General features: G+C 38.2%; 18 protein-coding genes. All 18 read left to right on the top strand.

What is annotated here, in order from left to right; genetic code table 11:
* Positions 1-213 precede the first annotated feature (213 nt).
* The 18 genes from CXF85_RS13365 (at position 214) to CXF85_RS13450 (ending at position 24,032) form a co-directional block, all read left to right on the top strand.
* Positions 214-2,298 (top strand): TonB-dependent receptor, encoded by a 2,085-nt coding sequence (locus CXF85_RS13365; RefSeq protein WP_101229156.1) that lies wholly within the window; start codon positions 214-216, stop codon positions 2,296-2,298.
* 92 nt (positions 2,299-2,390) lie between these two features.
* Positions 2,391-3,347, top strand: coding sequence for a MipA/OmpV family protein (locus CXF85_RS13370; RefSeq protein ID WP_101229157.1), 957 nt, complete (start codon positions 2,391-2,393; stop codon positions 3,345-3,347).
* Positions 3,337-3,774 carry a DUF3019 domain-containing protein gene (locus CXF85_RS13375; protein ID WP_101229158.1) on the top strand — a complete coding sequence of 146 codons (438 nt, stop codon included), beginning with the start codon at positions 3,337-3,339 and terminating at the stop codon, positions 3,772-3,774. The genes CXF85_RS13370 and CXF85_RS13375 overlap by 11 nt, the downstream gene beginning before the upstream one ends.
* A gap of 38 nt (positions 3,775-3,812) precedes the next feature.
* Entirely contained in the window at positions 3,813-4,547 is a 735-nt protein-coding gene (locus CXF85_RS13380) for a response regulator transcription factor (RefSeq protein WP_442871873.1), read from the top strand.
* A 5-nt stretch (positions 4,548-4,552) separates the two neighbouring features.
* Complete coding sequence (locus tag CXF85_RS13385) at positions 4,553-5,854, top strand: sensor histidine kinase (RefSeq protein WP_101229160.1); 1,302 nt, start codon at positions 4,553-4,555, stop codon at positions 5,852-5,854.
* A gap of 144 nt (positions 5,855-5,998) precedes the next feature.
* A complete protein-coding gene (locus tag CXF85_RS13390; protein ID WP_101229161.1) occupies positions 5,999-10,201 on the top strand; it encodes a response regulator in 4,203 nt (1,400 codons plus the stop codon).
* Between the two features lie 37 nt (positions 10,202-10,238).
* Positions 10,239-11,120 (top strand): CheR family methyltransferase, encoded by an 882-nt coding sequence (locus tag CXF85_RS13395; RefSeq protein ID WP_232771193.1) that lies wholly within the window; start codon positions 10,239-10,241, stop codon positions 11,118-11,120.
* A 36-nt stretch (positions 11,121-11,156) separates the two neighbouring features.
* A complete protein-coding gene (locus CXF85_RS13400) occupies positions 11,157-11,771 on the top strand; it encodes a chemotaxis protein CheB (RefSeq protein WP_101229162.1) in 615 nt (204 codons plus the stop codon).
* A gap of 1 nt (position 11,772) precedes the next feature.
* Positions 11,773-13,056 (top strand): hybrid sensor histidine kinase/response regulator, encoded by a 1,284-nt coding sequence (locus CXF85_RS13405; protein ID WP_101229163.1) that lies wholly within the window; start codon positions 11,773-11,775, stop codon positions 13,054-13,056.
* A gap of 171 nt (positions 13,057-13,227) precedes the next feature.
* Positions 13,228-14,694, top strand: a complete 1,467-nt coding sequence (locus tag CXF85_RS13410; protein WP_101229164.1) for a Gfo/Idh/MocA family protein — start codon at positions 13,228-13,230, stop codon at positions 14,692-14,694.
* Positions 14,695-15,576 carry a nucleotidyltransferase family protein gene (locus tag CXF85_RS13415; RefSeq protein ID WP_101229165.1) on the top strand — a complete coding sequence of 294 codons (882 nt, stop codon included), beginning with the start codon at positions 14,695-14,697 and terminating at the stop codon, positions 15,574-15,576.
* Positions 15,577-15,709: 133 nt separating this feature from the next.
* Complete coding sequence (locus CXF85_RS13420) at positions 15,710-16,789, top strand: phosphotransferase enzyme family protein (RefSeq protein WP_101229166.1); 1,080 nt, start codon at positions 15,710-15,712, stop codon at positions 16,787-16,789.
* A gap of 280 nt (positions 16,790-17,069) precedes the next feature.
* The gene (locus CXF85_RS13425; protein WP_198555636.1) at positions 17,070-17,789 is read left to right on the top strand and encodes a spondin domain-containing protein; all 720 of its coding nucleotides are present in this window, start codon (positions 17,070-17,072) and stop codon (positions 17,787-17,789) included.
* A 9-nt stretch (positions 17,790-17,798) separates the two neighbouring features.
* Positions 17,799-18,542 (top strand): spondin domain-containing protein, encoded by a 744-nt coding sequence (locus tag CXF85_RS13430; RefSeq protein WP_101229167.1) that lies wholly within the window; start codon positions 17,799-17,801, stop codon positions 18,540-18,542.
* 44 nt (positions 18,543-18,586) lie between these two features.
* On the top strand, positions 18,587-19,363 hold the full coding sequence (locus tag CXF85_RS13435; RefSeq protein WP_101229168.1) for a response regulator transcription factor: 777 nt from the start codon (positions 18,587-18,589) through the stop codon (positions 19,361-19,363).
* A 33-nt stretch (positions 19,364-19,396) separates the two neighbouring features.
* On the top strand, positions 19,397-20,896 hold the full coding sequence (locus tag CXF85_RS13440) for a sensor histidine kinase (RefSeq protein ID WP_101229169.1): 1,500 nt from the start codon (positions 19,397-19,399) through the stop codon (positions 20,894-20,896).
* A 424-nt stretch (positions 20,897-21,320) separates the two neighbouring features.
* On the top strand, positions 21,321-22,652 hold the full coding sequence (locus CXF85_RS13445; RefSeq protein WP_198555638.1) for a GH1 family beta-glucosidase: 1,332 nt from the start codon (positions 21,321-21,323) through the stop codon (positions 22,650-22,652).
* 51 nt (positions 22,653-22,703) lie between these two features.
* Positions 22,704-24,032, top strand: coding sequence for a glycoside-pentoside-hexuronide (GPH):cation symporter (locus tag CXF85_RS13450; RefSeq protein ID WP_101229170.1), 1,329 nt, complete (start codon positions 22,704-22,706; stop codon positions 24,030-24,032).
* Positions 24,033-24,253 lie beyond the last annotated feature (221 nt).

The raw sequence follows: 24,253 nt of genomic DNA on the forward strand, positions 1-24,253 counted from the left end.
CAAGTCAATCCAATGAAGACGGCATCATGCGATAGAACAATAAAATGGCTTCAGCTAGCGGATTAATTTAATAAAAAAGTATTACTTACACTTTCTGACAGCTAGCTGACAGTTTTTCGACACTTAGGTTACTGATTTATACATACGTGTACGGCAAAATAAGTCCATATAAATAGACATCACCATCGAAAACATAGCCATGGATAGCCAAAAATGAAAAAAACATCAATCACGCGCATAGCAAGTTCGATTTTACTCTTTATCGCCGCACTGCCTCTAACTGCAATGGCGGAAAACGAATCAAAAGACAAAGCTATAGTTGCGACGAATAAAACAACAGATAAAGATATTGAGGTGATAGAAGTGACTTCAAAACGTAATCAAGCTAATAGTGAGATGACCGAGCAAACTGAGCAGTTAATGAGTGTTGCCGGCATAGGTAATGATCCGTTAAGTGCCGTATATAGTTTACCTGGTATTGTTTATGCTGGCGGTGATACGGGTTCACCAGCAGTACGTGGTTCTTCCCCTGATGACAATGCATTTTATATTGATGACATACAAGTTGGTTATATTTTCCATTTGTTTGGCGACAGTATTTTTAATGAAAATCTTATTCAAGATTTTAGTTTGCACCCTGCAGCTTTTGGCAGTGAGTACGGCAATGCTACCGGTGGCGTTTTTGATGTGCAACTGCGTGATCCTCGCCAGCAAGAAATTGAGACTACCATTGATTTAAGTATGCTTAAAAGTGGTTTTATGGTCGAAGGTGAAACGTTTGAAGACCAGGCGTTCTACCTGTCCTATCGTCGTAGTCAGATTCATTTATTTTTACCTGAAGGTGAGGAAGATGAAGGATATACCATATTTAAAGCACCGATAAGTGAAGATTACCAAGGTAAATACCAATGGCTAATAGGTGACGCTCATAAGCTTACGTTCAGTGCCTCTGGTGCGAGTGATACTGGCGGCATAAATATATCTGAAGAATCAGAAGAAGGTAAAATTGACCCAGATAGTGTTGGTGATTTGAAAATAACAACCAAGTTTGATAGTCAAAGTCTTTCTTGGCAATATTATGGCGACGAAGAAAAAATCATGCAGCTGGTTGCTGGCCATACGGTCAACACAACAGATCAAATGTTTGGACAAGGTCAATTTATCAAAGTTGATGAAGAAATATATAACCTGCGTTTTTCATCTCAAATTACTTGGCTTGAAGGTCATAAATTAGGATTTGGACTGGATTACAGTAAAGCCGATGTTGATTACAGCTTTGATATTATCCCTTATTACTGCACTGAAAATGATGCCGATTGTAATGAAAAAAAAGGGGACCGTATTCAAGATGTTGCCAACCTAACCGATGAAGACATAGCCATTTATGTTCATGATATTTGGCAATTGAGTGATAACTGGCAGTTAACCGCTGGTCTTCGAGCGGAACGCAATGATTATACCGAACAAGACTTTATTCACCCTAGGCTTGCTCTTGATTGGTTTGTTGCCGATGGCTTAACCATTAAAGCAAAAGCAGGTACTTATAGCCGCTTTCCTGATGTCGATACTGCGTTAAATAAATTAGGTAATCCAAATATTAAATCTCCCCAAGCAACGCATTATTCATTAGGTGTAGATTATGATTTAAACGGTATTTGGTTCACCTCACTTGATATCTACCATAAAGAATTAACTGAGTTACCACGTTCTGTTGATGAAAACTCAGCCGAAGAAGATTTTGATGCGCACTACACCAACGATACTTCAGGCGATGCACAAGGGGTTGAATGGTTAGTTAGGCATGAACGTAATAATGGCTGGTTTGGTTGGGCATCGTTAAGTTGGTCACAAAGTCAACGTACTGATGATTTAACTAATATTAGTGCCGACTACTACCTGGATACGCCTTTAGTTGCAAACGTTGTCGTTAACTATGAGCTAAATGAGCGCTGGGATTTTGGTTTACGTTTCACCCTTCGTAGCGGTGCAAAGTACACACCTATCGTTGGTTTACGTGAAAACCCTGACTATGAAGACCACTTTTTACCTGATTATGGCGAGCTAAACGCAAAAACCTTACCTGTTTATCATCGCTTAGATCTAGAAGCTAATTACAAAACGAAGTATTGGGGTTACGATGCAAAATGGACATGGGCAATTATTAACGCGATGGCGCAAAAAAATGTCTCTGGTTATTACTATGAGCCAAGTGATAACGATACGTTAACTGAATACAATATTTCAGGCGAAGAGGATATTGGCGTATTTCCTTATGTCGGTTTAAAGATGTCTTTTTAGTTAACTCGAAACATAGTGTTGAAGTTTACTTACACTTTTTAAACAATAAAATGACTAGTTAGGCACAAGTCGCATTTACAGCGTGGTAACATATGATTACGTTTTGTAAAGATTCTTTGTGCTCTGCTATGCCCTTTAAAAAAAATAATATCAGACGAATACACAATAAAAGATTTTCTTGGCTACTTGCCCTGAATTTATTGATATTTAGCTGCTTAAGTTACGGACAAGATACCAGCGAGATCCAAGTTAATGATGACAGTAAACCCGTAATTAAAGATGGATTTGAATGGCAGTTTCTACTCGACTTATCTTTAGTTTATGACCCTCAAATAATAGCAGGCATTGAGCAGAACGAATTATCACAGTATTTTATGCCCGGATTGTTGGTCGATATCTCGTATAAAGGATTTTTTTTACAGACGAATCAAAGACGCTCTAATGCTTTACTCGGGGGTACTGAGCTTGGTTACCAGGTAATTGTTGAAGAAAATTGGCAACTTGATCTAATAGCCAAAGCTTATATGCAAGGCTATGATTCTGATTCACTCATTGAATATGGCGGTGGTGATGATGAGTTACTTGAAGGCCTCAGAGAGCGTGACGCTACAATCGGAATTGCGGTACGTTACTCACACTATTTACAAGATGCATTATTCACCCTTGATTTTGCTTATGGTAGTTCCAGTGATGATGTTAATGGCGACCATGTTGGTGGCATAATCATTGATAGTTTCTACAGCCATTTATTACCCTATAAAAATTGGGACATTTATTTAGGCACAGGTTTAACCTATTTTAGCCAAGATATTGTTAATCATTATATTGGAGTGGGTAGTGATGAAGTCACTGATATTAGACCGGCATATACTGCAAATGGAGGGTTTAGAGGGCAAGTTGAACTTTATGTACAACATCCTTTATCGGCGAGTTGGTCTTTTCAGGCTGGAATGACTCATAGCATTTTTTCAAATGATGTGAAAAAAAGCCCTCTAGTAGATACGAACCAAGTAACCCAAGTTATGCTTGGAGTATTGTATGTATTCTAATGTTGGCAAAGGAATTGCCATAGTACCGTTATTATTACTTTATAGCTTATTTGTGTGTGAGCAAGTTAATGCTCAAGAGCCAAAAACAGTGACTAAACCTGTTAATAAGGTAGATATAGCGTTTACAGCACTACCCGAGCAGTGCGTAACTTTGAGGCAAGGCCGTAACTGTTTTGCGACGGTAGAACTAACATGGCAATCACCTTCAAAACAAAGTTTTTGTTTATACCAAGAAGGTAAAAACAAACAACTAGGCTGTTGGCAAGACAATGATAACGTGCAAGTAAAAGTTGAATTTGAATCAAACAAAAGCATTAAATATCAGTTACGTGCTGTAAGTAATAATAAAATAATTGCAGAAACTCAGGTAGAAGTAAGTTGGCAGCATAAAAACACCACACGCAAACGCCGGTGGCGATTATTTTAATTAATAATAACTATGTGGCACCCAATGACATTGTAGGAATAAAGAACATGCACAATATTTTACTCGTTGAAGATGATATTAGCCTGGCTAATTGGGTATGTGAATACTTAAGCGAACAAGGCTTCAATGTTACGCATGTTGCGCGAGGTGATCTCGTTCTTGATGTAATCAAAAAAAACACCACTGATATTGTCTTACTTGACGTTATGCTTCCTGGCTTAAATGGCATAGAAGTATGTCGCCTTATTCGCCAACATGAACCCAGTAAAACAGTTCCTATTATTATGCTAACTGCTCGAGCTGATGAGTTTGATGAAGTAATCGGCTTAGAAGCTGGCGCTGATGATTATGTAATAAAGCCTGTTCGCCCAAGAGCCTTATTAGCCAGAATTAACCGCCAGTTAAGCCATAATGATAAAACAGAAAACAAGCTAAGCAGTCACCTTGTTTTTGGTGATCTCACCATCAATCAAGAAGCAAAACGTGTGCTTTATCAAGGTAAAGAAGTAGAGCTATCCACAAGCTTATTTGCTTTTCTTACTTACTTAGCTCAACACGCAGGTAATGTTGTCGATAGAGATTCAGTTTTCAAAGCACTTAAAAAACGTGAATATGATGGCCAAGATCGACGCTTTGACGTGATGTTATCTAGCTTACGTAAAGTATTTAATGATGATCCACAAAAACCACAAAAGTTTAAAACTATATGGGGCAAAGGTTACCTATTTGTTGGTGATGCTTGGCAAGAACAATCAACGCGAGATACTGAGTAACAAACATGCGTGGTCTCTATATTAGTATCATCTTTACCGTATTAGGTTCGCTATTTTTTATTGGCTGGGGCTTAGATAAACTTGTAGAGTATTCAACCGAAGATAAAGTTACTGAGACACCAGCAACAACAGTTTACCGACATTTACTCGACGGCCTATCGAGTGAACTGAGTGTACTTAATCATTCACAATTAAATGACAAAGTTGAGCAATTTAAACAGCATTATCAAATAGACACTAGCCTAGCGTCGAGCAAGAAAATTGCTTTACCGAGTTCTTTAGTTACAGAATTAAACCAACAAGGCGGTTTATTACTTGCCTCAAGCGCTAATCAATACCTATTAAAAAACATTTCTAATCACCCCGATTTCCTCTTGCGTATCGAGCTACCGGTTCAAACAATTGAAGACAATAACTTTAATTTTATTTTAACCTTAATACTCTATTTAAGTATTTGTGGCATGTTGATTTTATGGTTAATCCCCTTAACAAGACGTTTGTACCTACTCAACAATGCTGCCGCTAAAATAGGCTCAGGACAACTTGAGGCACGTATCGCCAGCAGTCGATTCTCTTATATAAAAATGTTAGAGCAAAGCTTTAATACCATGGCCAGTAAAATAGAAAAACTGGTTGCCGATAATAAAATTCTGGCGCGCAGTTTATCTCATGATATTCGTACACCTATGGCCTGTTTACGCTTTGGCATAGAAGCCGCTCTTGATAGTAAATCTATTGAAAAAAAGAATAGTTATTTGAACCGTATGGATAATGAATTAACGCGTATGGAAGAGATGACATCGTTATTTCTTGATTACGCATCAATGGAACGACAAGCTCTCAATTTAAAAAAACAACCAACCAATGTCCTGGCATTAATAACCTCCGCAATAACTGACTGCCAAGTACTTGCCAAACAAAAAAACATTGAAGTTAGTATGCTTGCTCCTGATGATTCAGTGAGCTATCAACTAGATTACCACTGGGGTTATCGCGCTATCGTAAACTTAATCAGTAATGCTATTGGTTATGCTGACCGAAGTGTCATCATTCATCTAGAAAGTAGTAACAACTCGATGACCATTACTGTCGCTGATGACGGTAAGGGGATTAGTGAAGACAAACTCGATATAATTTTCAATCCCTTTGTAAAGCTTGATGCAGATAGAAGCCGAGAGCAGGGCCACTTTGGCTTAGGGTTAGCGATTTGTACCAAGGTGATGGATTGGCATCAAGGCAGTATTAGCGTATCTAATGGCACACAACTTTGTGGCGCTAACTTCACTTTAAAATTTCCAGTTAACTAATCATTTTCACTTAAAACTTTATTCTTTTATCAGTCTATTTATCAATAACCTGCTTGCCCGTGGCAAAATTTCAGTCATGCCCTACTATTAACTATAATTACAAAAGTTTACCGCATATTTGTGCTGGTAAAATTGAGGCTAGTTATGTTTGATAGTATAAAATTGTCTACTTTATTAGCGCTAGGTTTTGGCCTGCTAGTCTCCATTTTAATTCTCACCTCAACACTTTCTTTTAGCGCCTTAAGTGATGGTAACGAAGGTTTTAAGCAATATCGGTTATTAGCAAGGGACACCAATTTAGCCGGTAGACTGCAAGCCAACATGCTGTTTGTACGTTTATATGTAAAAGAGTTTTTTAAAACGGGGAGTCAAACCAGTGTCGTTAATTACCAATCCCGCCTAGCAAAGTTGAATCAATTCCTTAAAGAGGCTGAGCAAGAAATTATACAAGTAGAAAGGACGAAAAAAATTGCCGTTATCAGTGACTCGATAAATGATTACGTTAGGAACTTTGATACTGTTGTTGAGTTTAAAAAAGAAAGAGATCATCTCGTTTTCGATAAGCTAGACCCTGAAGGGTTAGAAATGCGTCTCAAGCTATCAGCGATAATGAAGAGTGCTTTTAACGACAGAGACCCTGATGCTTCCTATTACGCCGCACGTATTCAAGAACATGTGTTACTGGCAAGATTATATGCCAATAAATTTTTAACCAGTAACTCCCCCGCGGCAGCAAAACGTGTTGAAGAAGAAATTGGCATAGAAATAGATACCTTGGTATCAACGCTCGATGATCAGTTAGAGAATCCACTACGGAGAGAATTGTTTAGCGAGTTTTTAACGGCTAAAAAACTTTACCTAAAACATTTTATTGCGTTAGAAAAGTTAATATTTAAACGTAACAGAATTATTAATAAGCAACTTGATATTATAGGCCCGATAATTTCCTCTGCCGCTGAAGATGTGAAACTTTCAGTAAAAAAAGACCAAGACCTATTAGGTCCTAAATTACAAAACCAAAGTGAAGAATTTCTATTTCTAATTGGTGTTTTTTCATTTTTGGGTACCTTATTTTCCATTATTTTTGCTTGGTTTATTGCTAAAAAGATAAAACAGCCTATTGGTGGCGAGCCATTAGAAATAATGGCTATTACCCAACAAGTGGCTAAGGGTAAAACCGATATTGATTTTCAATCTAAACATCAATTAACCGGTATATTTGCCGCCTTACAAAGCATGGTTCAAACACTTAATCTTAGAATAAAACTAGCGCAAGATATTGCTCAAGGTAATTGGAACGTTGAAGTTAACTTACTCTCAAAAGAGGATACTTTTGGCTTGGCGCTGCAAGCAATGTTAGCGCAATTAAAAGAGCGAAATGAAAAGTTACTGCGCGAAAGTAAAGAAAAATCAGCCGTAATGGCTGATATTGAACAACAGAGCTGGCTTAAAACAGAAGTGGCTAAAGTAAGTAACTTAGTCCAAGGAGTCAGTGACTTACAAGCTCTAACGGAAAAATCAATAAAGCAACTTGCTAAAGTTATTAGCGCCGGCCATGGGGTTTTTTATATCGCCCATAATAGCGAAGAAAACAGTAAGAGCATGACCCTCAAGCTATTGGGTAGTTATGCCTTTTCTCAAAGAAAAAATATGACTACCGAGATTCATCTAGGCGAAGGTCTAGTCGGTCAATGTGCGTTAGAAAAGCAAGTTATTATGCTTACCGAGGTCCCCAGTGACTATGTTCAAATATCATCAGGATTAGGGCAACATACACCACTAAACGTTATTGCCATTCCTATTATTTTTGATCATAACTGCCTTGGCGTAATTGAACTTGCCTCATTTCATCCATTCACTAAAAACCAACAAGATTTACTTCATCAAGTCAGCGTGAATCTAGGCGTTTTGATTAATAATGTTTTAGCGCGTCAGCGCATTGAAACTCTGCTTGATGTCTCAAAAAAACAAGCAGAAGAAATGCAAGAGCAACAAGAAGAACTCAAAAGTTCCAACGAAGATTTGATTGAACAAACCCAGCAATTAAAGGCCTCTGAAGAAGAGTTATCACAACAAAGTGAAGAGCTTAAAGTCTCAAATGAAGAGCTTGGGCAAAGACAAAAAGACCTACAAGCTCAAAAAGATAAAATTGCCGCATCAGAACAAAGCTTAACCATTAAAGCCAATGAATTGATGATTGCCAGTAAATACAAATCAGAATTTTTAGCTAATATGAGTCATGAACTTAGAACACCGCTGAACAGCTTATTACTGTTAGCTAAAGGCTTAGCTGATAATGGCAGTGGCAACTTAGATGAAGTGGAAGTAGAAGATGCACATATTATTTATGAGGGTGGCCAAAGTCTATTATCATTAATCAATGACATTTTAGACCTATCAAAAGTAGAGGCTGGTAAACTTAACATTCATATTGAAGATACGTTACTGACACAATTAAGGGAAAGCTTACTTCGATTATTCCAACCGCTCGCCAAGAATAGAAACGTAGAACTAACGATAGATATTGCCGACAACTTACCCGCTAAAATTTCAACCGATTGCCAACGATTAGAACAAATTTTGAGAAACTTATTAGCCAATGCAATAAAATTCACTGAAATGGGCTCAGTGAAAGTGCTCTTTACTCAGCCAAAAGCAGACACTATCTTTCGCGATGAGAATCTTTCTATTAGCAATAGCCTCGCCATTAACGTCACCGATACTGGCATAGGTATTAGTGAAGATAAAATATTGGATATTTTTGAAGCATTCCAACAAGAAGATGGCTCTACCAGTAGAAGGTATGGCGGCACGGGATTAGGGTTAACTATTGCTCGAGAATTAAGTCATTTACTTGGTGGTGAAATTCAACTAACTAGTGAGCTACACAAGGGTAGCTGCTTTACGCTGTACCTACCATTATTTACTGCGGCTGAAACGACGATATCTTCATCGGTAGTAAGCCAGCAAAAAATCACGTCAACTAGCACAATAGAAAACGATATCGAAGCAAAAAGTACAATCGCTAGAGAGCAAATGAAACAAACCATACTAACCAGTAAAATAAGTGGTTTGATGGGTAATAGCATTAATAATACCGATCAACAACTCAACATATTTATTGATGACGACAGAAATTCGATAACCGCTGCCGACAAAAGTTTACTCGTCATTGATGATGATAGGCACTTTGCAAAAATACTCCGCGATCATGCGCGAAAAAGCGGTTACAAATGTTTAGTGGCTGGTGATGGACGCTCAGGTATTTACTTAGCTCAACAATATCAACCCAGTGGTATTATCCTTGATCTTATGCTGCCGGACATTGATGGTCACCAAGTACTTGAACAGTTAAAGTCTAGCTTGAAAACTCAACATATTCCCGTTGAAGTTATCTCTGCTCACAGTGAAAATCGCAGTGAAGTACTCGCTGGCGGTGCCATTGGACTACAAACAAAACCCGTCAGTAGTGAACAGTTACAACAAGTATTAATCGAAATAGAAAACCTTGCAAAAGCAAAAATAAGGCAAGTACTCATCATCGAAGATAACGTTCACCACAGTACGGCGACGAAAAGATTATTGGAAAACATCGGTCTAAAAGCGACATCAGTAACGACTGGAGAGGAAGGCTGTGAGGCAATACGCAGTGGTAAGTATGATTGTGTCATCTTAGACTTAGGTTTACCTGATATGACTGGAATAGAACTATTAGAGCAAGTCAATTCAGCTGATATGTCAGTGTTACCCCCTGTCATAATTTATACCGGTAAAGAAATAACCGATGAAGAACAAAAAAAATTAGATAAATACTCCTCTATGATTGTTATTAAAGGGGTTGGCTCACCTGAGCGGTTACTCGATGATATTTCACTTTTTCTACATGGTATCGATGACAAATTTAATAAGATTATGACCGATAAAGATAAAAAAACAATGCGCTTACTGCATGATGAAGATGCCGTTTTACAAGGACGAAAAATATTACTCGCTGATGATGATATGAGAAATACCTATGCATTATCAAAAAAATTAATTGATCTTGGTTGTAATGTTGAAATGGCTAACAATGGTAAAGAGGCCATTGAACTACTTGAGAATGACAATGATTTTGAGCTTATTCTCATGGATACCATGATGCCAGTGATGGATGGTAACGAAGCAACCATGGCTATTAGAGCGATGAAACAATATAGAAAAATTCCTATTATCGCCTTAACGGCCAAAACGATGCCCGAAGATAGAGACAGAGCAATTAAAGCAGGCGCGTCTGAGTATTTAACTAAACCTGTCGATTTTGAAAAGCTTATTTCTATTTTACGGATATGGCTATTCAAACAACGCTAAGATCATAGCTTTAAATAGTGAGTAAGGTATAACCTCAATGAAAATGCAGGCTGAAAGCACTATAAAACAAAAAACGGTTAGCCAACTGCCCTCTCATGGGGAGATAATCGACTTTGAAATTAAATTACTGATTGAAGCAATCCAATTTCGTTATGGTTATGATTTTAGCCATTATGCACAAGCATCACTGACTCGCAGAATCAGTAGTTGCCTAAAGAAGTTTGAGCTAGGGAACGTTTCTGAACTAATTCCAAAGATTATTCACGACGTTGAATATTTCGAATCATTTCTTCGTGAGGTGTCAGTTACCGTTACTGAAATGTTTCGTGACCCTTTAGTATTCAAGGTATTAAGAGATAAAATATTCACCCAACTACAAACCTACTCTCGGATAAACATATGGCATGCTGGTTGTGCCACAGGAGAAGAAGTCTATTCATTAGCGATTATGTTAAAAGAAGAAGGTTTACTTTCTCGAAGCCGAATTTATGCCACTGACTTTAATAATCACTCGCTTGCCATTGCCGAACAAGGTATCTATAAAGCGGAGAAAATACCTCTTTTCACCAAAAATTATTTACTTACCGGTGGTAAAGCATCATTTGCTGATTATTACCAAGCCAAACACAGCCACGCCATTATGCATGAGGAATTAAAGCAGCATATGACCTTTGCACATCATAATTTAATTAAAGATCAATGTTTTGCGCAAATGCATCTCATCATTTGTCGCAATGTACTAATTTATTTTGATCGTACGTTGCAAGATTCTGTATTAGGGTTATTTCATCAAAGTTTAGTACATCGAGGTTACTTATTACTGGGAGATAAAGAGTCTCTCGACTTTAGTCAGAAAAAAAATTGCTTTACCGCGATCGCCAAAGAGCAAAGAATTTTTCAAAAGGTAAGTTATGAATAGCCTTAAAGATGAACGCCGCTTAAAGCTATGTTACTGATGAAAATAGCAGCCCTAAATAACACTTATAAAGCATTAGTCATCGGCGTTTCCGCGGGTGGATTTCAAGCGCTTAAGCATATATTACCCAGGTTTCCTAAAAACTTTCCTTTGTCGGTTATCATCGTGCAGCACCGCGGTGAAGCCGTTCAAGAGACTTCGAGCAAAGACGATTTTTTGATTCACCACTTTCAGCAACATTGCCAAATGACTGTTAAGGAAGCTATTTCAGGGGAGAAAATTTGTAAAAGTACTATTTACTTTGCCCCTGCAAAATATCACTTACTTATTGAAAAGGAAGAGTCTTTTAGTTTAAGCCTGGAGCCACCCGTGAATTTTTCCATCCCCTCTATTGATGTATTATTTGAAAGCGCTAGCGCTTGCTACAAAAATTGCTTAATTGGTCTTATACTTACAGGAGCAAATAGTGACGGTAGTATGGGATTAAGGGAGATTCACCTCAATAATGGTTTAACATTGGTACAAAACCCGGCCACTGCCGACGTAGATGTTATGCCTAAGGCGGCTATGGAATCACATACTGTCGATTACATTTTGCCCTTGCTTGAAATCGCGCCGTTTTTGTGCGATTTAATGCAAGAAGAAAAGGGTTAATATGGATCTAAATGCACCACCAAAAATTCTTGTTGTTGATGATGAGCCTAATAACTTACGCGTTTACGAGCGTACTCTTGCTCCGCTTAATATTGAAATAGTGAAAGCCTTCTCAGGACAAGAAGCTTTAGCTATTGCCCACAAGCATGACTTTGCCTTAATATTAATGGATGTGCAAATGCCTTGTATGGACGGTTTTGAAACAGCTTCGCTTATTCTTGACCACCCTAAAACCTGTCGTATTCCGATAATATTTATTACGGCTTTTGCCCGAGATGAAGTGTTTGAATTTAAAGGTTATGACAGTGGCGCTGTTGACTACTTGGTTAAACCTATTAATGAAAATGTAGTTCGTAGTAAAGTATCGATCTTTTTAGCCTTACATAAGGAAAAGCTACAGTTAAGTCATGCTTGTAAAGTTCGCGATCAAGCAGAAGCTGAACTAAGAGTCCACAAGCAGCATTTAGAAGAATTAGTGAAAGAGCGAACGCAAGAGTTAGAAGGTTCTATTGAAAGCTTGATGACTACTCAGAATCAATTAGTCGAGTCAGAAAAGATGGCTTCATTAGGTCGTCTGGTTGCCGGTGTTGCTCACGAACTTAATACCCCCATAGGCGTTGGTATTACCGGTGCATCATTTCTTCATAAAAAAATTTTACATCTCAAAAAAAGCTTTGAAAGTGGTGATATTCGTCGTAAAGAGTTGACTGATTTTATTGAGTGCGCACCACAATCTACCGAGATTATTTTAACCAACTTACACCGAGCAGCAGAACAAATTACTAACTTTAAACTTGTAGCCGTAGACCAAACAAGTGAAAGAAAACGTGATATTAATTTAATTGATTATATAAACCAAGTAGTGAATAGCTTGTCTCCCGCTCTAAAAGTGGCTGCGCATAAGGTAAACGTACTAGGTGATAACCTAATTGAACTGCATACTATTCCCGGTGATATATCACAAATTGTCACTAACCTGATTATGAATTCAATCACTCATGGCTATAAAAATGGTGAACAAGGCAACATAACCATTACTGTGAAACAAGTAAATAAAACTGTAGTACTCACTTATAATGATGATGGGCAAGGTATGGAAAAATCAACGAGCAAAATGATCTTCGAACCTTTCTTTACCACAAAGCGAGGCGCTGGAGGTAGCGGTTTAGGCATGTACATAGTGTACAACTTAGTCAGTCAAAGTTTGTCGGGGACAATATCCTGCATAAGTGAGGTAAATAAAGGCACGCAATTTTTAATCGAATTTCCTTTAGTCTCACAATAGATGAGCAAGCAAACCATCCACAACATTAATTGTTGTCAATATATCTAGCCAGTTTACTACTATTCCCACGCTCCCATCATTGCTAACGTCTTGCTAAGTCAGTCAACAAATAATATAAACTCTACTCTTTAATAATCTACTATTTAGCCAAACACAATATAGGATAAGTTTATGAGTCATGACCGTCGCCAATTTTTAAAATCTGTTGCAGCCATAACCGCCGCAGGTGTTGCCACTAGTGTTACAACAGGTTGCGCTTCATCAAGCACGCCAACGCTAAACTCACCTACTGCCCAAGGTAAGTCTGTTATGGGCTTAGTAGTACCTAAAATGGATGTAGTACGCATAGGTTTTATTGGTGTTGGTGAGCGTGGGTCTGGCCATGTTAAACATTATTGTCATATTGATGGTGTTGAAATAAAAGCAATTTGCGATACTAATGAACGCGTATTAAATGAATCGATAGCCACGGTAGTCAATAAAGGTTTTGCTAAACCCGATCAGTATACTGGTTCAGAATTAGCCTATAAAAAGATGCTTGAGAGAAACGATATCGATATCGTCATCATCTCTACACCATGGCGCTGGCACACCCCTATGTGTGTTGAGACAATGGAAAGTGGTAAACATGCCTTTGTTGAAGTGCCCGCTGCGACCACAAGGGAAGAATGTTGGCAATTGGTTGATACTGCTGAACGTACACAAAAAAACTGTATGATGATGGAGAATGTCTGCTACGGTCGTGATGAACTCATGGTATTAAATATGGTACGCCAAGGTTTATTCGGTGACTTACTTCACGGTGAAGCGGCATATATTCATGAGCTACGCTGGCAAATGAAAGAAATTACCGAAAAAACTGGTTCTTGGCGCACCGCTTGGCATGCTAAAACAAATGGCAACTTATACCCAACCCATGGTTTAGGACCGGTTGCTCAATATATGAATATTAACCGAGGCGATCGTTTCGACTATTTAACCTCAACTAGCTCGCCGGCATTGGGACGACAAGCATATGCTGCTAAAGAGTTTCCAGCTGATCATCAGCGAAACCAGCTTGATTATATTGCCGGCGATATGAATACCAGCATCATTAAAACGGTACAAGGTCGAACAATAATGGTGCAACATGATACCACTAGCCCACGACCTTATTCTCGACATAATTACATCCAGGGTACTAACGGCACTTTTGCTGGTTTCCCCAATAGAATAGCACTAGAAAACGCACCAACGAATATTAAAAAACAATATCAGCAGCAATATGAATTAGCGGTAAAACAATGGCAAAAGAATGGTGAACAAGGTCGTAAACCTAGCCACACAAGTTTCCACCGCTGGGATCATGATATGGCCAAGTGGCAAGAAAATTATGACCATCCATTGTGGTTACAAATGGGTGCTGAAGCAGAACGTAATGGTGGTCATGGTGGTATGGATTTCTTAATGCTTTGGCGTATGGTTTATTGTTTACGTAACGGCCAACCATTAGATCAAGATGTCTATGATGCTGCGGCATGGTCTGTTATCACTCCTTTAAGTGCAGAATCCGTAGCTGATCGCAGTAACTCGAAAGATATTCCTGATTTTACTCGCGGGATCTGGCAGCAAGCCAAGCCACTTGGGATTGTTACTTAAATGACGACTCTTGTTATATTAGCAGCGGGACTAGGCTCCCGCTTTGGCGGAAATAAGCAATTAGCTGAGTTTGGTCCGCAGCAACTCACCTTAATGGAATATAATTTAATTAATGCTGTTGATGCAGGTTTTAATCGTGTGGTATTTGTCATTCGCCCAGAGTTGGAGCCGCTTTTAAAACAGCAAATTATCACTAGATTACCTGACAATATTGATTATGCCTTTGCTTATCAGTCATTTGACGACTTACCATTAAATTGTAATGTGCCTGCGCAGCGGACAAAACCACTCGGTACAGCGCATGCGCTGTGGTGCTGTCGCCATATACTCAAAGAGAGTTTTTCCGTGATTAACGCGGATGATTATTATGGCAAACAAGCATTTAGTTTATTATTGCAACAAGCCCGAAAAACACCTAATGACTATTTGATGGTGGCTTATCAATTACAAAATACCTTGTCGGATTTCGGTGGTGTCAATCGAGGTTTATGTCAGTTTGATAAACAAGGTTATTTAACCGCCATAGAAGAATGCGAGCAGATAAAAACTGACAAACAGAAAATAAAAGGCATCCTCAGTGCGAGCCAACAACAAATAGAACTAGCTGCTGAATGCTTAATCTCGATGAACTGCTGGTTTTTCACTCCCGACATATTCCTAGCATTAGAGCATGCCGTTATAAATATACTTTCGCTGGCAAATGAACAAGAAAGTGAGCTAAATAAAGAATGTTATTTACCTGCAGTGGTCATGCAGCAGATCCAAAATAAAAACAAAAAAGTCAAAGTACTCAGCACTGATGATAGTTGGTTTGGCTTAACCTACCCACAAGACAGCGAGCAAGTGCATGAAAAAGTTACTGCACTATTTGCTAAAAAATAGTACTATCTTGCGTTAATTTGCCACACACACATTTGTTACAGATTAAGGTATTAGCATAAGCCAGCTGGTAAGTACTTACTAGAATAATCACATTGCTAACAATAAAGTAACTACAATATAAGTATTAAAAGCAATGCATAACAAAGCAAAATCACTACATACGGATATAGATACGGTTTTAAATAACTATGACTATGATTTCTCAAAAGTTGAGATTGTCATTCTAGGTAATGGTCATATTAATAATACCTATAAGTTAACCACTCCTGAGTTTGAATTTGTCTTACAACAAATTAATCACGATATTTTCACTAAAACTGTCGAGTTAAGCAGCAACGCACAAAAAATAAATCTGCATCTGTTAAATCAAAAAAATAATGGCAACTACCCGTTATCGGTCCCACAACAAGTATTGACCAAAGCCGGTGCAACCTGCATTAAAATCGGTACTAATTACTGGCGTTTAATGGAATTCATTAGCAACTCTTATACCCTTGAAGAAGTTGAGTCCCCAGAGCAAGCTGCGCTTGTTGCCACAGCCTTCGCAAACTTCAGTTGTGCGTTGAGTGACTTCCCTGCGAATGACATCGCTGTCATTATCGAAGATTTTCATGACATTAGCTTTCGTATGCGTCAGCTTAAAGAAGCTGTTGAAAATGACTTACAAGATCGCTTAGCTGACTGTCAAGCCTTAGTCAATTTTTGCTTTGACCAACAAAACTTTATTAATCATGTGGTCGACATCAGTAAGAAGTTACCGCTACATGTAACTCACAACGATACTAAGATAAATAACCTCTTATTTACCTCCGGTGATAAGCCGTGTGCCGTCATCGATCTTGATACCTGTATGCCAGGCTTACTCATGCATGACTTTGGTGACATGGTAAGAACCTGTTGTAGTAACCTTGCAGAAGACGATACCAGCACAGATAAAATGTTTCTCAAGCTTGATATATTTGAAGCACTTATTCAAAACTATCAGAATGCGTTTGGCGATAAAATGACAACCCTTGAAAAAGACAGCTTAATTGTGGGCGCAAAATTATTACCGTTTATTATCGGTACGCGTTTTTTAACGGATCATTTAAATGGCGATAACTATTTCCAAGTAAGCCGTATAAACCATAATTTAGATCGCGCTATCAGCCAAATTCAATTATTTAGCTTAGTTTCTGAAGCTGAATCTGAGTTAGTGGAATTAGCCCAGTAAGCTAACTCAAAAATATTGTCAGCTTTCTTGTAAGTTTTATCACTCACAGGAAAGCGCAATAATCTTCCAACAAAACAAACAATCCCTGCCCTCTTTATTTCACCTCCTTCTTGCCACTATTTCTGATTGTTCTTATAGCTTTTCCCGCTGTGATACTTCTGTGATTAAACTTCCTATAAAAAGTGATAAAAGCGTGATCTCACAGCGATAATTCCACTTCATACTCTCTTTTAGTTAAACAAAACAACATAAAATAAATCTACCTACAAAGGAAAGTATCATGAAAGTAATCAAGCAATCGCCAATCAAGTCGGCATTAACTGTACTAGCACTATCTCTTGCAAGTTCAACGACTATGGCACAAGAATTATCCATTACTGTCACAAACTTAACGCAAGGCTTGCATTTTACTCCCGTAATTACGGCAGCGCATGCTAGCGACAATCACATTTTTATGGCGAGTGAAATGGCCAGTACTGAACTACAAGCCATGGCCGAAGGTGGTGATATTTCAGGCTTAGTAAGTATGTTAAACAATGCCGACGCTAATATTAATGAAAATCCTGCTGCAGGTTTATTAGCACCCGCTATGTCAGCAAGCTTTACCTTAACAAATGACAGCGCCAATACGCATTTATCACTTGCCGCTATGGTATTACCTTCTAATGATGGTTTTGTCGGTTTAGATAGCTGGGTAATACCTGAAGCAGCCGGCACTTATACCGTATTTTTAAATGCCTATGATGCCGGTACTGAAGCCAATGATGAAATTCGTGGCAGTGGCGCACCTGGAGAAGCCGGTATGCCAGTGCCGCCACCATTAGATGCTGTTATCGGTATGAATGGCACAGGTGTTACCGATATGGAATCTAATGACAAAGTACATATTCACCGTGGCAGCTTAGGTGATAGTGATATGTCTGCAGGTACAAGTGATATTAACAATAGCGTGCAACGTTGGTTAAACCCGGTTGCTAAACTTACTATTACCGTGCAATAAGGAGGCAACATGTTAACTTTTATCACTCAAAAAAAGAGTAGCAACAAATTAACGCTGCAACTACTTATTGCTAGTGTACTCACATTAGGGCTAGCCGCTTGTAATGATAACGATAACGTTGTTGAAGAAGTAGTTGTTGTTCCGGTTACGCCTGTTATGGAATATAGCTATTCAATAACCTTGACTAATCTAACCTATGCGCAGCCTTTATCACCTGTTGCTGTAGCGTTGCACGGCGATACTAAAATGTGGCAAGTGGGCCAGTCAGCCTCTGTTGCTTTAGAAAAGCTAGCTGAAGGTGGCGACAATGCTGACTTCATTGCACTGACAAGTAATATGGCGACAACATCGAGCGAAGGAGCAGTCCCGCCGGGTGCTAGCGTCACTTTAGACATCACCACCACCGAGCCTATGGCAACTTATTTAACGGTTGCGACCATGTTAGTGAATACAAATGACGCTTTCTCGGGTCTTACTGGTGTAGATATATCAACATTAATGCTTAACCAAGAAAAATCATGGCGATTAAACGTCTATGATGCCGGTACCGAGCTAAATAACGAAGCGGTCGGTACTATTCCGGGCCCTGCTGATGGTGGGGTTGGTTATGATGCAACACGAAATGACATAGACCTAGTCGGTTATCATTCCGGTGTTGTTAGTAAAGATGATGGTTTATCCAGCTCAGTATTAACTCAGGCTCATCGCTTTGATAACCCTGCAGTTAAATTAACTATTACTCGAACGAAGTAGTGCACTAGGCCAATGAGCGCTTTAGTTCACTCATTGGCCAAAATATGAAAGATAACATCCTAATTATTGAAGACGAAATTGATATTGCTAAACTTATTAAAGTGCATTTATCCGAACTGGATTTACACTGCGATATTTGCACTCAAGGTGATGAAGCTTTACAACAAGCTTTGACAAAAGACTATCAACTTATTTTGCTTGATGTGATGCTGCCAGGTATTAGCGGCTTAGATATTTGTCGACAAGTTAGACAAGAAAAACCCTTACAATCCATTATTATGCTGACTTCAAAAACGTCAGAAATAGACCGAATATTGGGGCTTGAGTTAGGTGCTGATGACTATATGACTAAGCCATTTAGTATTCGAGAATTACAAGCCCGTGTAAGAAGTCAATTACGGAGGGTTCATGCGGTCATCGCTAAAAACTCCAGTGAGATAAATAGCTTAATCGATGAAGAGAAAGTACCTGAAAAATCCGAACTGTTAGAAGAAACAGGTACATCAATAGGAGAATTGCAGGTTGATCATAGATATCATCAAGTGACCTACAAAAATAAAGCAATTAACTTAACGGCGACAGAGTTTGATCTGATTGATTTTTTCTGTAAACACCCTGATCAGGTATTTTCGCGCGCTCAATTACTTGATGGTGTTTGGGGTTATCATCACAATGGTTATGAACATACTGTTAATTCTCATATTAATCGCCTTAGAAGTAAACTTGAGGAAGATTGTGCTGAGCCAAAGATAATCCAAACCGTTTGGGGCGTTGGTTATAAACTTAATTCTGCCGGTGTAATGCCCCTAGCGTCATCATAATTTACTCCCAAAAATAGCATAAGGACTTCCTCGATGAAAATATCACTTTACCAACGTTTAGCACTAACTCTTTGCGCTGCTTTCATAATAATGGCTTCATTACTCGTTGCTTGGAGTAACTCTTTAGTAGAACAGTCAAAGTACCAAGCAGAGCAAAAATTACATGTAAATCTAGCTGAACATTTAGCCCATGATAACCCGTTATTACAAGATGGTGTTTATGATAAACCCGCCTTAGAAAATCTTTTTCATACACTGATGTTACTAGGACCTGCTTTTGAATTTTATTTTTTAGATGCTGAAGGTAATATTTTAACTTACTCCGCAGACCCAGCTAAAATCAAACGTAAAGCTGTCTCATTAGCACCACTCAAGCAGTTAATTGCTAACCCACAACAAGTGCCTGTTTTTGGTGATGATCCTCGAGGATTTAGTAATAAAAAAATATTTTCAGCTTCCCCCGTATATCAAGGTGATCTGCTGCAAGGCTATTTATATATTATTATTGGCGGAGAAATTTATGATTCTATTTTTAGCCAAGTACAAGGGGATAAAGATTTACAGAAATACGGTGCCTTTGTTATCGCCAGCTTGTTATTACTTCTACTAGTTTTATTAGCGGTATTCCACTACTTCACCCATCCAGTAAGAGAGCTAGCAAGACAAATGCAGGCACTTAAAGCGGTGCAATACGATCAAACAAAAATACAGCTAAAACAATGGGGATCAGTATCAGACCACAGTATTGATAATAATGAAGTACACTTCCTCGGTGCTACGTTTAACGACATGGTGGTACAAATTAATCAACAATTCTCTTTATTGACTGAAAACGATCGAATACGTCGAGAGTTATTAGCGCACTTATCTCACGATTTACGTACACCGTTAGCGACAATGCAAGGTTATGTTGAAACACTGGTTATCAAGGCTGACTCAATTACAGATATTGAGCGTGCACAATACTTAGTAACCGTACAACGTAGTATCGCTCAATTGAAACGCCTAATTGACCAAATATTTGAATTAGCCCACTTAGAGAATGGCCAGGTAACCGTCAACTTAGAAACATTTGCCATAGGAGAGTTATTACATGACATCATGGCAAAGTTTGTACTCAAAGCGGATGAGAAGAAAATTTCATTAGCCTTAAAACCCGCGCAATGCCGTTTTATGGTTTATTCAGATATTGCCAAGCTTGAGCGCATCATGACCAATTTACTTGAAAATGCGATTCGTCATACGAACGAAGGCGGTGAAATAATTATTAACGTCAGTCAAGGCGACAATAAACAAAACAATAAAATAAAAATTGCGGTTATCGATAATGGAAGTGGCATTAGTAAAGCGGATATTGCTTATATATTTGACGCGAGATATCGTGCAAGTAATGCTATTGAGGATAGTACTCATCATACGGGTTTAGGTTTAGCAATTAGCCAAAAGCTAAGCCTGATATTAAACTCAGAGTTAATGGTTAGCAGCGAATTAGGACAAGGTAGTAATTTTTCATTTTCATTGAAAACAGCATAATTAAGTCTATTATTTTTTTAAAAGAAACAGATACACTTACTGTTTAGCCTCACACTTTTGACCATCAAGTATGAGGCTAAATAACTTATTTTTAATTTAACCTTACCATTGAGCTTTATTTAACTTACAAAGCATATTAAATAAGGGCTTGCATCGACTTATATCACAACAAAGTATTGCCTAAAGGTTAACAAATCACCTTGTTAATATGACGACAAGTAATGTTCTCATACGCTATTGAAAAACTGAATTACTTCAAACCCCACCACTACTGATATACAAATAAGACAATAAGTAGCAATAAAATTTATTGACCTTCAAAACTATCCACGCTAAATTGAAAGCGCTTCCAGCATTAAAAACAATATAATTGGAAGCGCTACCAACAATAACTAAAACTACAGCAAATAAGTGTTATATAACCATGAAAATATCTTTACCTAATGATTCTAAATTAACATCAAAAGAGTTTCTCTTCGGAGTCGCTACCGCTTCCTTTCAAATTGAAGGTGGAATAGCGCAGCGCTTACCCTGCATTTGGGATTCGTTTTGTGCGGATGAAGGAAATATCGCCGATAATTCAAACGGGGATATTGCCTGCGATCATTACCACCTATGGAAAAATGATGTTGCAATGATCAAATCTTTAAATGTTGATGCTTATCGTCTTTCTATCTCGTGGGGTAGAGTAATTAATCAAGACGGTAGCCCTAATAATGAAGGCATTGCGTTTTATATTAATTTATTAGATGAGTTAAAGGCCGCTAACATAAAAGCATTTGTTACCCTTTATCATTGGGACCTTCCTCAACATCTTGAGGATAAAGGTGGTTGGTTGAATAGAGAAACGGCTTATAAGTTTCAAGAATATACCGAAATAGTGGTGAAAGCATTCGGTGACCGTGTGCATTCTTACGCAACACTCAACGAACCTTTTTGTAGTGCCTATCTAGGTTATGAAATAGGCATTCATGCGCCAGGCATTAAAGGTAAAGAGTTTGGTAAAAAAGCGGCTCATCACTTATTACTTGCCCATGGTTTAGCGATGCAAGTATTAAAAAAACTAAGTCCAAACACCTTAAGCGGCATAGTGCTTAATTTTACCCCTTGTTACCCGCTTTCTGAAAGTGTAGCCGATATCAATGCTGCAAAATATGCAGATGACTATTTTAATCAATGGTATATAAAACCTATTATCGATGGGCAATACCCTGAAATATTATCACAACTCCCTGAATCACATCATCCAGAAGTTCATCAAGATGACCTAGAGATAATATCTCAACCAATTGATTACTTAGGTATAAATTATTATACAAGAGCAGTTTATCAAGCCGATGACAAAGAGATATTTAGCGCAGTAGAACCTAAAAATGTGCCATTAACCGATATGGGCTGGGAAATATATCCGCAAGGTTTTACTGACTTATTAGTCTCTTTAAATAAAGCCTACACATTACCACCGGTTTATATCACCGAAAATGGCGCGGCGATGCCAGACACAATAAAAAATGATATCGTCGATGATCAACACAGAATTAATTACTATAACAGTCATTTAAATGCTGTTGATAAGGCGATTAAAGCGGGGGTTGATATTAGAGGTTACTTCGCTTGGAGCTTAATGGACAATTTTGAATGGGCACTAGGTTACATGAAAAGATTTGGCATTGTTTATGTTGATTATCAAACTCAAAAGCGAACCATTAAGGCTAGTGGTTATGCTTATCGGGACTTTCTAAATCAACGAAAATAATTTAAATTACATTAAAGAAAATAAAAAAACAGCCTAACAGACGAGATTAACATGCTTAAAATAAAAGAAAAAATTGCCTACGGCTTAGGCGATACGGCTAGTAATATCATCTTCCAAACGGTGATGATGTTTCTGCTTATCTATTATACTGATGTCGTTGGTCTATCCCCGGCGTTAGTGGGTACTCTTTTTCTGGTTGTACGAATATTTGACGCAATAACCGATCCTCTAATGGGGGCGATGGCTGATCGTACCAACACCAAGTGGGGGCAATTTAGACCCTATTTACTCTGGTTAGCCGTTCCTTTTGGCCTCATTAGTGTTTTAGCTTTTTCAACCTTTGATTTATCTGACAATGGTAAAATCATCTACGCCTTTGCTACCTACAGTTTATTAATGATTGTTTATACCGCAATCAATATTCCTTACTCTGCGCTGGGTGGCGTGCTAACCGCAGATCCAAAAGAACGCGTCAGTGTGCAATCTTATCGTTTTGTATTTGGTATGCTAGGCGGCTTGATTGTTGCCGCCGGCACCATGCCGTTAGTTGAATGGTTTGGTGAAGGTGACAAAGCGCTAGGTTATCAGTATACGATGATCGCAATGAGTACATTAGGCGTAATACTTTTTCTACTTTGTTTTGCTGGCACTAAAGAAAGAGTTAGCCCCCCAAAAGATCAAAGTTCAACATTTAAAGAAAATTTTGCTCACCTTTGGCAAAACGACCAATGGCGAATACTTTGTATTGCTGGTTTATTTCTTTTAAGTGGTCAAGTTTTAAGAGGAACCCTTGCTGTTTATTATGTGAAATATTATCTTGGCCAAGCTGAGCTAATTACCTTATTTATGACTTTAGGTATGATCGGCAGTATTCTTGGCGCGGGTTTATCACAAATATTAGCGAAAAGAGTGTGTAAAATAAAAGCTTATATTGCCCTACAATCTATCGCCGCATTCATTTGTATTATTAGCTACTTTGTTGGTAAAGACCAAATCACTATGGCTTTTAGCTTATTCTTCCTCTGGAATTTTTTCTTACAAATGGCAACACCACTACTGTGGGCAAAAATGGCTGATACCATCGATTATGGACACTGGAAAACGGGCATCCGTATCACGGGCATGATTTATTCCGCGGTGGTATTTTTTATCAAACTCGGTGTAGCCATTGGCGGAGCATTAGCTGGTTGGTCATTAGCGTATTATGGTTATCAAGCGGATGTAGAACAAACAGAACTCACCCAGCAGGGTATTCTACTGTCATTTACCATATTTCCAGCCTTAGGTTCAATCTTAGTTGCCTGGGTAATGCGTTGGTACACCTTAGATGATAAAAAAGTAGATCAGATCCATAAAACATTACAACAACGAGCATTGTAATCCCACAAAAATAACCAGGCTTGCATAAGACTAATCACTATTTTTCTTTATTGATGATTAGTCTTATAGCCGTTACTGATAATTCTACAAAGTTAAAGTCCACCTGAATATCCCCTACTGTTCAAAATGTAATTTCACTTTTTTGAGCCTATTCAATTTTAGGCACTACAATTGAGTAAGACTTATCTTCTCTGTTATTACAGTCACAAAAAAGTTCGATA

The sequence above is a fragment of the Colwellia sp. 75C3 genome (assembly GCF_002836255.1).
Classification (GTDB): domain Bacteria; phylum Pseudomonadota; class Gammaproteobacteria; order Enterobacterales; family Alteromonadaceae; genus Colwellia.